The sequence below is a fragment of the Clostridium caldaquaticum genome, from assembly GCF_023806125.1.
GTDB classification, from domain to species: domain Bacteria; phylum Bacillota; class Clostridia; order Clostridiales; family Clostridiaceae; genus Clostridium_AT; species Clostridium_AT caldaquaticum.
Genome location: NZ_JAMSKT010000016.1, coordinates 64,424 through 77,475 on the forward strand (window position 1 = coordinate 64,424; position 13,052 = coordinate 77,475).

General features: G+C 31.1%; 11 protein-coding genes. All 11 read left to right on the forward strand.

The genetic code is table 11. The annotated features are described in order from the left end of the window. The first annotated feature begins 10 nt into the window (after positions 1 to 10). A complete protein-coding gene (glpK, locus tag M2651_RS11000; RefSeq protein ID WP_252132402.1) occupies positions 11 to 1,504 on the forward strand; it encodes a glycerol kinase GlpK in 1,494 nt (497 codons plus the stop codon). Positions 1,505 to 1,548: 44 nt separating this feature from the next. Beyond that, positions 1,549 to 2,970, forward strand: coding sequence for an L-fucose/L-arabinose isomerase family protein (locus M2651_RS11005; RefSeq protein ID WP_252132403.1), 1,422 nt, complete (start codon positions 1,549 to 1,551; stop codon positions 2,968 to 2,970). A gap of 183 nt (positions 2,971 to 3,153) precedes the next feature. After that, the gene (locus M2651_RS11010; RefSeq protein WP_252132404.1) at positions 3,154 to 4,179 is read left to right on the forward strand and encodes a LacI family DNA-binding transcriptional regulator; all 1,026 of its coding nucleotides are present in this window, start codon (positions 3,154 to 3,156) and stop codon (positions 4,177 to 4,179) included. Between the two features lie 100 nt (positions 4,180 to 4,279). After that, on the forward strand, positions 4,280 to 5,119 hold the full coding sequence (locus M2651_RS11015) for a Cof-type HAD-IIB family hydrolase (RefSeq protein WP_252132405.1): 840 nt from the start codon (positions 4,280 to 4,282) through the stop codon (positions 5,117 to 5,119). Positions 5,120 to 5,366: 247 nt separating this feature from the next. Continuing rightward, positions 5,367 to 6,116, forward strand: a complete 750-nt coding sequence (gene pstB / locus M2651_RS11020) for a phosphate ABC transporter ATP-binding protein PstB (protein WP_252132406.1) — start codon at positions 5,367 to 5,369, stop codon at positions 6,114 to 6,116. Between the two features lie 25 nt (positions 6,117 to 6,141). After that, positions 6,142 to 6,798, forward strand: coding sequence for a phosphate signaling complex protein PhoU (phoU, locus tag M2651_RS11025; RefSeq protein WP_252132407.1), 657 nt, complete (start codon positions 6,142 to 6,144; stop codon positions 6,796 to 6,798). Between the two features lie 249 nt (positions 6,799 to 7,047). Beyond that, positions 7,048 to 7,986, forward strand: a complete 939-nt coding sequence (locus M2651_RS11030; RefSeq protein WP_252132408.1) for a PstS family phosphate ABC transporter substrate-binding protein — start codon at positions 7,048 to 7,050, stop codon at positions 7,984 to 7,986. Between the two features lie 92 nt (positions 7,987 to 8,078). Further along, positions 8,079 to 10,241: a methyl-accepting chemotaxis protein gene (locus tag M2651_RS11035; protein ID WP_252132409.1), complete on the forward strand. Its 2,163-nt coding sequence runs from the start codon at positions 8,079 to 8,081 to the stop codon at positions 10,239 to 10,241. A gap of 121 nt (positions 10,242 to 10,362) precedes the next feature. After that, positions 10,363 to 11,259, forward strand: a complete 897-nt coding sequence (gene pstC, locus M2651_RS11040; protein WP_252132410.1) for a phosphate ABC transporter permease subunit PstC — start codon at positions 10,363 to 10,365, stop codon at positions 11,257 to 11,259. Beyond that, positions 11,259 to 12,128 (forward strand): phosphate ABC transporter permease PstA, encoded by an 870-nt coding sequence (gene pstA, locus M2651_RS11045; RefSeq protein ID WP_252132411.1) that lies wholly within the window; start codon positions 11,259 to 11,261, stop codon positions 12,126 to 12,128. Before pstC ends, pstA begins: the two co-directional genes overlap by 1 nt. Positions 12,129 to 12,147: 19 nt before the next feature. After that, the gene (gene pstB / locus M2651_RS11050) at positions 12,148 to 12,903 is read left to right on the forward strand and encodes a phosphate ABC transporter ATP-binding protein PstB (RefSeq protein ID WP_252132412.1); all 756 of its coding nucleotides are present in this window, start codon (positions 12,148 to 12,150) and stop codon (positions 12,901 to 12,903) included. The last annotated feature ends 149 nt before the right edge of the window (positions 12,904 to 13,052 follow it).

Below are 13,052 nucleotides of genomic sequence, written 5' to 3' on the forward strand. Positions count from 1 at the left end.
GAGGGATAGTTTGGGAAAAGGTTATATTCTTGCAGTAGACCAAAGCACATCTGGAAGCAAATCAATGATTGTTGACAGTAATGGTAAAATACTTGCAAAAAGTTCAAAAGAACACAGACAATATTATCCTAAGCCAGGCTGGGTTGAACACGACCCCTTGGAAATATATGAAAACGTTAAATTGATTTTAAAAGATGTGATTAATAAATGTAATATAATACCTTCTGATATTGATGTGGTTGCTATTACAAACCAAAGAGAGACTGTTTTAGTTTGGGATAAAAATACAGGCATTCCTGTTTATAATGCAATAGTATGGCAATGCAGAAGAACAGCTAATATATGTGATGAACTAAAAAATAAAGGTTTTGAAGATACTGTAAAGGAAAAAACAGGTCTTATGCTGGATCCTTATTTTTCAGCAACTAAAGTAAAATGGATACTAGACAATGTTAATGGAGCAAGAGAAAAAGCTGAAAAAGGTGAGCTTTCGCTTGGGAACATTGACAGTTGGTTAATTTGGAAGCTTACTGGAGGTAAAAGTCATGCTACAGATTATACCAATGCTAGCAGAACTTCAATGTTTAATATAAAAACACTTAAATGGGATGATGAATTACTTGACATATTTGATATTCCTAAAAATATGCTTCCAGAGGTTAAGTGTTCTGATGATATTTTTGGATATACAGAAGCAGGAGAGTTATTTGACATTAGTCTTCCAATATCAGGAGTCATAGGTGACTCTCAGGGGGCACTTTTCGGACAGCAGTGTTTTGAGATTGGTATGGCGAAGGCAACTTATGGGACAGGTTCTTCTATATTAATGAATATCGGCAACAGCTATATTGAGCCTAAAAGCGGATTGGTTACAGCTATTGCTTGGGGCATAGGGGGAAAAGTTGAATATGCTCTTGAAGGCATCGTTCATTGTACTGGAGATACGATAAAATGGGTTAAGGAAAACTTAGGATTATTTCAGGAGTTTTCTGAAATAGAAGATATGATACATGCTATTTCGGATAATGAAGGAGTTTATGTAGTGCCTGCTTTTTCAGGACTTGGTATACCTTATTGGGATGCTTATGCAAGGGCAGCAATAGTTGGAATGTCTAGAGGAAGCAATAAAAATCATGTTGTTAGAGCGGCTGTAGAAAGTATAGCTTATCAAATAAGAGATGCAGTAGAGGTAATTGAATCAGAAAGTTCAATAAGACTTAAAGAGCTCAGAGTGGATGGAGGTCCTACTTCAAATAAGTTTTTAATGCAGTTTCAGTCAGATATTCTTAATGTTAATGTTGCAAAAGCAGAAATTGCAGAGCTTTCAAGCATGGGTTCTGTTTATCTTGCAGGACTTGGAGCAGGAATATGGAAGTGTAAGGAAGAGATTAAAGCATTGCAAAAAAGTTCAAATATATATTTTCCTGCAATGAGAGATAGTTTTAGAGAAAAATTTTATAGTGGCTGGAAAACAGCGGTTAAAAGAGTATTAACTAATACATGATAGTAAATTAATTATTATTAAGTCAGAATAGAGGAGGAAAAATTATGGATTTTAAAATAAAGATTGGCTTAGCGCCAACAAGAAGATCAATATTTAGTAAAGAAGACGCACTCAAATTTAAGGGATTAACAGAAAAGAAGCTTCAGGAATTAGGAATTGATTATATTAACATAGATGATGTAAATGAGGAAGGGTTACTTTTTAGTGAAAGTGATGTAAGTAAAGTTGTTGATAAATTTAAGGCTGAAAAAGTAAATGCATTATTTTTTCCACACTGCAATTTTGGTACAGAGGATTTAGTGTGCAAAGTTGCTAAAGAATTAAATTTGCCTATTTTGCTTTGGGGACCTAGGGATGAAGCACCACTACCAGATGGTACTAGGTTAAGAGATTCTCAGTGTGGTCTTTTTGCTACAGGAAAGATATTAAGAAGATTTAATCTTCCTTTTACTTATATACCAAATTGTTCTTTAGAAGATGAGGCGTTTGAAAGAGGTTTAAGAAACTTTATTGCAGCAGCTAATGTTGTTAAAGAGTTTAGAAATATTAGAGTACTTCAGATTTCTACAAGACCTGCAGGTTTCTGGACAATGATGTGTAATGAAGGTGAACTTTTAGAGAAATTTGGAATACAAATTACACCAATTACTATGTCTGAATTTGCAAATAGAATATTAAAGATAGAACAAGAAAAGGATGAAGATGTTGCTGAAACTGTAGAATATATTAAAAACAACATGGAAATCTGTGTTCCTGATAATGCTGTAACTCGTCTTGCTGCTATGAAAGTTGCAATGAAAAGGTATGCTGAGGAGCTTGGTTGCAGTGCAGTTGCAATACAATGCTGGAATGCTATGCAGGAAGTTTTAAGTGTAATGCCTTGCGTTGCTAATTCTCTTCTAACTGATGAAGGAATACCAGTAGTATGTGAAACTGATATTCACGGAGCTATAACTTCAATAATGGCTCAAGCTGCAGCTATGGGGAAAGCTGTACCTTTCTTTGCTGACTGGACTGTTGCACATCCTACAAATAAAAATGGTGAGCTTCTGCAGCATTGTGGACCATGGCCGATTTCTTTAGTTAAAAAAGGTACAAAAGCTAAATTTGGAGGACCATTTGCATTTCCTGAGCATCTTCCTGGATCTGTTCACGCAGAAATTGAAGGTGGAGAAATATCTATAGTAAGATTTGATGGAGACCATGGAAATTACTCAGTTCTTTTAGGAAATGCTAAAGGAATAGAAGGACCTTTTAATCAGGGCACTTATCTTTGGGTAGAAGTTAAAAATTGGACAAAGCTTGAGGATAAGCTTGTAACAGGGCCATATGTTCACCATTGTGTTGGAATACACTCAGATGTAGTTCCGGTAATTTATGAAGCATGTAAATACATTCCAGGTCTTGTGCCAGATTTATATGATGATAATGAAGAAGATATTAAAGCATGGATTAGAGGGGAGTAATTTTGTTAAAATTCCAGGAAGGAATCATAATAATATCCTTCCTGGTTGTTATTTTAAGCTATAATTATGTATAAAAGAGATACAATAATATTAAACTAAATATTTAGTAAAACTTGATTGGTAACTTTTTTTGTATTATGATAATTATAGTGTTATAAAGCTAAGAGGTAAGGTGAATCAGTAATGAAAACAATAATGCAGGATATTGCAAAATTGGCAGGAGTATCTCCTGGAACTGTTTCCAATGCATTAAATAACAAAAAAGGTGTTAGCAAGGAAACTAGAGAAAGAATATTAAAGATTGCTGAAGAGATGGGGTATTATAGAAACAATAAAGAAGAAAGCAATATAATCAGATTTATTATATTTAAAAAACAAGGTTATGTTGTTTCAGATACTCCTTTTTTTTCTGCATTAATTGAAGGAATAGAAAGAGAGTGCAGAGCAGAAGGTTTTGAATTGATAGTTTCCCATGTAATACATAATGAGCACAGTGATGAGGATATACAAGAAATAATAAAACAAGATCAGATTGCAGGAGTTTTACTGCTTGCTACTGAAATGGATGAATCAGATTTAGAACCTTTTAAGAAATTAAGCATACCAGTAATTATTTTAGATAATTATTTTAATAATGCTGATTTTGATTATGTACTTATAAATAATGTGCAGGGTGCTTATCAGGCTGTTAAATATTTAGTTGAAAAAGGACATAAGGAAATCGGGTGCCTGGGAAGTTCAAAAATTATTAATAACTTCAGGTATAGATATGAGGGGTTTAAGGAGGCTTTAATTTACTCTAATTTAAATATACACCATGAATATGAGGTAGTACTTGAACCAACTCTTGAAGGTGCTTACAGAGATATGAAAGAAGTACTTAATGATAAGAATTTTAAGCTTCCCACAGCGTATTTTGCTTTTAATGATATAATTGCATTTGGAGCTATAAGAGCAATGAAAGAAAAAGGTATTAAAATTCCAGAGGATGTTTCTATAGTGGGTTTTGATGATATGCCCTTTTGTGAAATAAGCAGTCCAAGGTTATCTACAATAAGAGTATATAAACAATATATCGGTAAGACTGCAGTAAAGAGACTAATCCAAAAGATAACTGATAGAGATGAAGTAAAACTGAAAATGGAAATAAAAACTGAGCTTGTTGAAAGAGAAAGTGTATTGTTTTCTCCTGATACAAAAAAGCTATAGAGACAAACGGCAAATATTTGGTATAATTTATAATGAGAGTAAAAAAGTGTAGGTTTATGCTGCACTTTTTTATTATATTTTTATTGGACAGGAGGTAACTATGGATTATAAATTAGTTTGTATAGATATGGATGGAACTCTCTTAAACAAACAGCATAAAGTGAGTGAGGCTTCAAAGGAAGCACTTAAAAAGGCTCATGAAAAAGGAGTTCATATTGTTATAAGTACAGGCAGAATGTATGTTGATGCTAGGGAGTATTCTGACCTTATAGGCGTGAAATCTCCTGTTATTGCTTCAAATGGAGCAATTATAAAGGAAAAAGACAAAGATGAGGTTATTTATCAGAGTATTTTAGGTGAAAAGTTATGTTTAAAGCTTTTGGATATATTTCTAAAATATAATATAAGGCCAACATTTTCTACAATAGAAACAATGTATTCTGGAAATATTTTCGCTTCAGCTTTTATGAAATATTTAAAGTTAAGGGGCATTTTTAATGAAAAGATAAATTTTAAGCATGTATGGACACGTAAGCAATGGCAGGACATATTTAAAAAAGAAAAAGACAATATAGTAAAAAGTGAAATAATGGTGAGAGATGAAAATAAGATAAAGAAAATCAGGGAAGAATTAAAGTCTATAGATGGAATTGAAATTGCAAGTTCCTTTAAGCATAATGTAGAAATTACCTGCAGAGGAGTGTCTAAAGGAAGTGCCGTAGAAATATTAAGCAATTATTACAATATAGAAAGAGAAAAAATTATAGCAATAGGAGACAGTGAAAATGATTTGTCCATGATTGAGTTTGCAGGCATGGGCATAGCCATGGGTAACGCCATCGACATAGTAAAGCAAAAAGCAGATTATATAACAGAAACAAATGATAATGATGGAGTTGCAAAGGCAGTAAAAAAGTTTGTTCTGAAACAAGAGTATTAATTTGTAGAAAGTAATATATAAGTGAAAGGAATAAAATAATGGCCATTTATTATGTATGGAATATTACTATTCATTAAAGTAAATAATATTGAATAGTTAGTTTTTTTTCTAAAAATTAGAATTATGATAATTTATAATTCTAAGTAAATGTTAATTTTAATTAACATTCACATAACATTAATATAACTTTAATAGTGTAAAATAAAAAATTGTAAGTAGAAACAGTAAATGATTAAGGGGGAGCAGAATGAGCATAATAATAACAAAAAATTTAAACTTGTATTATGGTAATGTTAAAGCTTTGAAAAATATCAATTTAGACATAAAGGAAAATTCTGTTACTGCCCTAATCGGACCTTCAGGTTGCGGTAAATCAACATTTTTAAGAACACTTAACAGAATGAATGATTTATTAGATAACGTCAAAATTGAAGGGGAAGTTTTATATGAGAATAAAAATATATATAGTGAATTTGATGTTATGGAACTTAGAAAAAGAATAGGTATGGTATTTCAGAAACCTAATCCCTTTCCTATGTCTATATATGACAATATAGCCTATGGTCCAAGAATACATGGAGTGAGAAGTAAAATTGAACTTGATGAAATTGTAGAAAAAAGTTTAAAAGGTGCAGCACTTTGGAATGAAGTTAAAGATAGGCTTAATAAAAACGCAATGGGATTATCTGGAGGGCAGCAGCAAAGATTATGTATTGCAAGAGTTCTTGCTGTACAGCCGCAGGTACTTTTAATGGATGAGCCAACATCAGCACTTGATCCAATTTCAACAGCTAAGGTTGAAGAATTAATGGATGAATTGAAGAAAAATTATACTGTTATAATCGTAACTCACAATATGCAGCAAGCAGGAAGAATTGCAGATTATACGGCGTTTTTCTTAAGCGGGGAAGTAATAGAAAGCAGCAGAACAGAAGATATTTTCTACAATCCAAAAGATAAGAGAACAGAAGACTATATAACTGGAAGATTTGGTTAATCTATAATTTTAAGGGGTGAAAATTATGACAAGAGGATCTTTTGATATTCATTTACAGGGACTTCATCAGGAAATTTTAAGAATGGGGAGTATTGTTGAAAAACAAATATATCAGTGTATAGAAGCGCTGGTACATCAGGATGAAACTTTAGCTAATAAAATAATTAAAGACGATGATTTAGTTGACAATCTCCAAAAGGAAATAGAAGATAAGTGTATTAAATTAATAGCTACTCAACAGCCCCTTGCCTTGGATTTAAGGAGTATATTTACAACTACAAAAATTGTCACTGATTTAGAGAGAATGGCTGATCATGCTGTAGATATAGCTAAAATAACTTTAAGATTAAAAAATGAAAAATATATAAAACAGCTTATAGATATCCCTAAAATGGCTGATATAGTTAAAGAAATGATAAAAAATTCAATCGACGCTTATGTATCAGGTAATGTTCAAAAGGCTTATGATACATGTAAAATGGACGATAAAATAGATGCTATTTATAAACAAGTATTTAGCGAACTATTAACAATCATGGCAGGAGATTCTACTACTATAAATCAGGTAACACAATTTTTGTTTATATGCAAGTTCTTAGAAAGAGTTGCAGATCACGCTACTAATATTTGTGAATGGACTATTTATTTAGTAACAGGTGAGCAAAAAGATTTAAATGAATAATGATATTTAAAAGAAAGGTATATATCAATTTGATATTATACCTTTTTTTAGTTATATTAGTTATATTTTATATATTTTCAATATTTATAGGTTATATTACAGGGAACAATTTTATTTGAATAATTCAAAGTTTTACATAATTAACACAATCTAAACAAACACTAAACATAGACGAAACATACTTAACAAAATTATATGATAATATAATCTTGTTGAAAAAAATGTAAAGTTTCTAGGAGGAGATTTTAAATGACTAAAAGAAGATTATTAGGTCTAATAAGTTCTATACTTGTTACAGCAACTGTATTTTCGGGATGTGCAAGCAAGCAGCCAGCAGAGAATAAGGAACAAGCACCAACAGCAAAGTTATCAGGAGAGATAAAAATAGACGGTTCTTCAACAGTTCTTCCAATATCAGAGTCCGTAGCTGAAGAATTTAAAGCAAAAAATCCAGATGTTAAAATTACAGTTGGTGAGTCTGGTACTGGCGGCGGAATGAAAAAGTTTATAAACAAAGAAATAGATATAGCAGATGCATCAAGACCTATAAAAGCTGAAGAAAAAGATGCTGCCGCTAAAAATGGAGTAGAATTTATTGAATTAAAGGTTGCTTTAGATGGAATTACAGTAGTTGTTAATAAAGATAATACATGGGCAAAAGATATGACTGTTGAAGAGTTAAACAGCATATGGAAGGAAGGAAGCACTGTTAAGACTTGGAAAGATGTGAGAGCTGACTGGCCAGCTGAACAAATTAAATTATATGCACCAGGAACAGCGTCAGGTACTTTCGAGTTCTTTACAGAAGCAATAAATAAAAAGGCTAAGTCAGCAAGAGCAACAGATGTTACTACAAGTGAAGATGACGGTGTTCTTGTTCAAGGTGTAGCTGGAGATAAAAATGGTATGTCATACTTCGGTTACTCTTATTATGAAGCTAACAAATCAAAATTAAATGCAGTTAATATTGCAGGAGTAGCTCCAAGTTTTGATACAATTAAAGATGGAACATACAAACCTCTTTCAAGACCTTTATATATTTATGTAAATAAGGAAGCTTTAAAGAAGGCTGAAGTTAAAGAATTTGTTAACTTTTATTTAAACAATGCGAAAAATCTTGTATCCGAAGCTGGATATGTAGCATTGCCAGAAGCTGATTATACTAAACAATTAGACCTTGTAAAATAATAAAATAAATAAAATATTTCATAAAATAAGCGCCTATACAAAAATGATATGGGCGCTTATTTTAAAGTTAAATTGTTTAAAAGAGGGGTATTATGAATTTTAGTGAAAGTTTCAAAAAATTTCTAAGTAATATTAAAAATATAAATTTAAATAAGTTTAGCCATAATAAATTTTTACAAATTAATGCAAATAAAATAGCTTTAAAAATGAATAAAATTAAATCAAACCTTTCTTTAAAAAAACAAATGACAATAGTATTTACGTCTATTTCAATTATACCGATTTTATTAATGGGAGTGTTCATATTTAGTAAAGTTTATAATCAGATGTATAAATCTCAAAGAAATATGCTGGAGGCTTATGCTGAAGGAGTAAAAAATAATGTAAATACTGTAATAGCAGATTCAAATAGTATATTAAAAAGTTTATCATCACAATCTGATTTGCTTGTACTAATGCAGGAAAACCTCAGCACAGGACAAATTAAAGAAGCAGTTAAGCTTAATAAAGTAATAATAAGTATGGAAAATGCAATAGAAAGCTCAGAAAAGTTGTATGAAACTATTTTTATAGCTGATATAAATGGTAAAGTTATAGCAGATGGGTCTATATTTAATCACAAATATGAAAAATTAAATATTTCTAATACAGACTATTTTAAAATGATAAAAAATGGTGAAAAATTTTATGTTGGAGAACCAATGAAGTCAATAGCTACTGAAAATTACGTTATACCTGTTGCGGCATCTATTGAAACAAAAGCAGATAAAATGGGTTTGATTGTAATCATGTTTGATTTGTCCAAATTTACATCAAATATGAATGATATAAAAGTAGGAGATAATGGTTTTTTATACATAGTATCAAAGAACGGAAATATTATTTATCACAAAAATAAGGATTTGTTACTAAAAAAAGTTGAAAATAATCTTGTAAATACAGAATTGAGTAATTTTCAAAAAGGACAGAGTATAAAAGGCTTTAAATTCTATAACGAGAGCGGGATATCAAGTGTAGCAGCATATAGTTCAATAAAAAATGCAGAATGGTTAGTAGTAACTTCAATGAGCAGAAAAGAATTTATGAGGAGCATTACAGAAATTGGTATATTTATATTTATTTTAGTACTGTTAATGATTTTAATAGCTTTAACAGTATCCTTAAAATACTCTAAAGATGTAACAAATCCAATATTTAATATAGGTAAGCTTATGAAAGAAGTGGCATCCGGCAATATTAATGTGAAAGCCGAACATAATGAAAACATTGAAATTAAGAAATTAAGCAATGATTTCAATGAAATGACTAAAAATTTACGAGACCTCATTTCAAAGGTAATAAATGTATCAAATGCTGTCAGTTCAGCTTCAGATAATTTTGTTGATTTAACCACAAAGGCTTTCGAGAGTGCTAAACTTGTTTCAGATTCCATTGAACATATTGCAGCTGGTACACAAGAACAAGCTGCAGCTGTGGAGATGGGAGCAAATAAAATAGAACAGATTGCAGAAAATATTTCGCTAATTAGTAAAAGTGCAGATATAATGATGGAGGCTTCAAACAAAACGGATTTTATTGTTCATAGCGGAATTAAGGAGATGCAGTTACTAAATATTAAAGCTGATGATACTGAAAGAATTTCAGAAGAGGTTTGTAACGAAGCTTTAGAATTAACGTATTCAATAAAGGAAATAGAAAATATACTTTTGGTAATAGAAAATATTGCAAATCAAACAAATCTTCTTGCATTAAATGCTGCTATTGAGGCAGCTCATGCAGGGGAATCAGGCAGAGGATTTTCTGTAGTTGCAGAAGAAGTTAAAAAACTTTCTCAAATTTCTTATGAGAAGACACGAGAAATAACGCAAATAATAAGAAAATTAGAAAATAAATCAGAAAACGTACAAAATATTGTTAATAAAAGTAAAGCCATAGTTTCAGAACAGAATATTAGTGTGAGAAATATGGAAGAAGCACTTAATAATATATGTCTTGAAGCAGGTAAAGTTAAAAATATAATATCAGATATTTATAATAAAATCGGTGATATTAATGCAGAAAAGAATATGATGCTAGAAGTTGTAAATAATATATCTATAGTAGCAAATAACACTGCATCAGATTCTGATACTGTGTCGTCAGCAGCTGGTGATCAGTTTGCAATAATGAAGGAAATGAAACAAAATTGTGCAAAGCTTAATAAATTATCCGTTGACTTAATTGATAGCCTTAACATATTCACAAAACGCATTTAACAAAAACTTAACATAACTTAACACAGAATTTAACCAAAGTATATTAAAATTAATTTCAAGTGGTTTTTTATGCACTTAAAAATCAACAAATCACTTGAAATTTCTTTATTGGAGGTTTAATATGTTCAGCTCAAAGAGAAGACCTATTAATATTAAAGAATTAATAATAGAAAAAAGTCTACAAGTTTTTGCAGGTATATCTATTTTAACAACAATAGCAATAGTATTTAGTTTGCTTAGTGAAAGCATTACTTTTTTTAAAGAGGTTTCTATTAATGAGTTTTTTACATCAACAGTATGGACACCATTAATGGAACCGCGAAATTTTGGAATAATTCCATTATTGGTAGGTACTCTTATGATTGCATTAGGGGCTAGTATAGTTTCTATACCTATTGGACTTGGTACAGCTATTTATCTTAGTGAATTTGCATCAAGAAAGTTAAGAAATATTATCAAACCAATACTAGAAATATTAGCTGGTATACCTTCAATAGTATACGGTTTTTTTGCTTTAACATTTATAACACCTTTAATAAAATCAATTTTTCCAAGCACAGAAGTCTTCAATGTTGCTAGTGCAAGTATTGCAATCGGAATTATGAATATACCTCTTGTAGCTTCATTAAGTGAAGATGCAATGACTGCAGTGCCTAATTCTATAAGAAATGGGGCATATGCATTAGGCTCAACAAAATTGGAAGTAGCAACAAAAATTGTTGTACCTGGAGCTATTTCTGGTATAATAGCCTCATTTGTATTAGCAGTTTCAAGAGCTATAGGTGAAACAATGATAGTAGCAATAGCAGCAGGTTCAAATCCTCAATTGAATTTTAATCCATTAAAGAGTGTTCAGACTATGACAACTTATATTGTAAATATAAGTATGGGAGATGTAGCTCATGGAACTGTTGAGTACAGGACTTTATTTGCAGTTGGTGCCACCTTATTTGTCATGACCTTTATTCTTAACATAATAGCAAAGTCGATTATCAGCAGGAAGTCGGAGGTAGCTTAATGGATAATAGAAGTTTAAAAAATATAAAATATAGAAAAGTAAAAAATAATATATTCAAGGGAATTTTTATACTCTGTACATTAGTGGGAGTTATATTCCTTATACTTTTGATATCAGACATGCTTTCAAAAGGACTGAAAAATTTAGATTGGGATTTTTTAACTAGTTTTCCTTCTAGAAAAGCTGAAAAGTCGGGAATACTTCCAGCTATGACAGGAAGTTTATGGCTTATAATTCTTACTACTATAATATCGCTTCCTGTTGGTGTTGGAACAGCCATATATTTGGAAGAATACGCAAAAGAAAATAAACTAAATAAGTTTATTCAAATTAATATTTCTAATTTAGCAGGTGTACCATCAATAATATATGGGCTTTTAGGATTAAGCGTTTTTGTAAAGAGTTTAGGGTTTGGTCCCAGCATTTTGTCAGGAGCTCTTACACTTTCACTTTTAATATTACCTGTAATTATTACATCAACGCAAGAGGCTGTTAAAAGTGTACCTGATGCATTGCGTCAAGGTTCTTTAGCTTTAGGAGTGACAAAGTGGCAGACTATTACAGGAGTTGTACTTCCATATGCTATGCCTGGAATACTTACCGGAAGCATATTAGCAGTATCAAGGGCTCTTGGTGAAGCAGCTCCGCTGCTTGTTGTAGGAGCTGCAGTTTACATTAGTTTCCTTCCAACTAATATAATGAGTTCCTTCAGTGCTCTGCCAATACAAATTTATAATTGGACTGCAAGACCGCAGGAAGAATTTCAGCAAATAGCAGCTAGTGGGATACTTGTTCTTATGGTTGTGCTTTTAAGTGCAAATGCAATTGCAATACTGCTTAGAAATAAGTATCAGAAGAGATTAGAATAAATAGTATGGAGGAAAAAATATGTCTTTAGGTTTAGAGATAAAAAATCTGAACTTTTACTATGGAAGAGTTCAGGCATTGAAGGAAATAAATATAAAAATTGAGCCATATAAAATTACAGCTTTGATAGGACCATCTGGCTGCGGCAAATCTACATTTTTAAGAACATTAAATAGAATGAACGATCTTATTCCAAATACTCATGCTGAGGGTGAGATATTGTTAGAGGGAGAAAATATACTTTCGAAAGAGATAGACGTAGTAAAATTAAGAAAAACTATAGGTATGGTTTTTCAAAAACCTAATCCATTTCCAAAGAGTATATATGAGAATGTAATTTATGGACCTAAAAGACATGGTATAAAAGATAAGGCCACCTTAGACGAATTAGTTGAGACTAGTCTGCGTGGAGCTGCATTATGGGATGAAGTTAAAGATAAACTTCATAAATCAGCCTATGAAATATCCGGAGGACAACAGCAAAGACTATGTATTGCAAGAGTTCTTGCTGTAAAACCTGAAATTCTATTAATGGATGAGCCTACTTCAGCATTAGATCCAATCTCTACTATAAAAATAGAAGAATTAATGGAAGAATTAAAGAAAAAATACACAGTTGTAACTGTAACTCATAATATGCAGCAGGCAGGAAGAGTTTCAGATTATACTGCCTTTTTCTTAAATGGAAAAATGATTGAATGTGGAAAAACGGAAGAGATATTCTATAGACCAAGAGATAAGCGTACAGAAGATTATATAACAGGAAGATTTGGATAAACATAAATTAAGTAAATATTAATATCAATATTTATTTTGAAGAAAAAGTATGGTGTTAGTATATTAGTGTAGACACAAAAAGTAGAACGTCTTAAAATATAAAAAGGGAAGGAAGTGTCTACAATGGCAAAAGGGCAAAAGTATTATAC

Excerpts from the sequence above, each read along its gene's own strand:
- M2651_RS11005 (WP_252132403.1), top strand. The coding sequence starts at position 1,549 with ATGGATTTTAAAATAAAGATTGGCTTAGCGCCAACAAGAAGATCAATA.
- M2651_RS11010 (WP_252132404.1), top strand. The coding sequence starts at position 3,154 with ATGAAAACAATAATGCAGGATATTGCAAAATTGGCAGGAGTATCTCCT.
- M2651_RS11015 (WP_252132405.1), top strand. The coding sequence starts at position 4,280 with ATGGATTATAAATTAGTTTGTATAGATATGGATGGAACTCTCTTAAAC.
- pstB (WP_252132406.1), top strand. The coding sequence starts at position 5,367 with ATGAGCATAATAATAACAAAAAATTTAAACTTGTATTATGGTAATGTT.
- phoU (WP_252132407.1), top strand. The coding sequence starts at position 6,142 with ATGACAAGAGGATCTTTTGATATTCATTTACAGGGACTTCATCAGGAA.
- M2651_RS11030 (WP_252132408.1), top strand. The coding sequence starts at position 7,048 with ATGACTAAAAGAAGATTATTAGGTCTAATAAGTTCTATACTTGTTACA.
- M2651_RS11035 (WP_252132409.1), top strand. The coding sequence starts at position 8,079 with ATGAATTTTAGTGAAAGTTTCAAAAAATTTCTAAGTAATATTAAAAAT.
- pstC (WP_252132410.1), top strand. The coding sequence starts at position 10,363 with ATGTTCAGCTCAAAGAGAAGACCTATTAATATTAAAGAATTAATAATA.
- pstA (WP_252132411.1), top strand. The coding sequence starts at position 11,259 with ATGGATAATAGAAGTTTAAAAAATATAAAATATAGAAAAGTAAAAAAT.
- pstB (WP_252132412.1), top strand. The coding sequence starts at position 12,148 with ATGTCTTTAGGTTTAGAGATAAAAAATCTGAACTTTTACTATGGAAGA.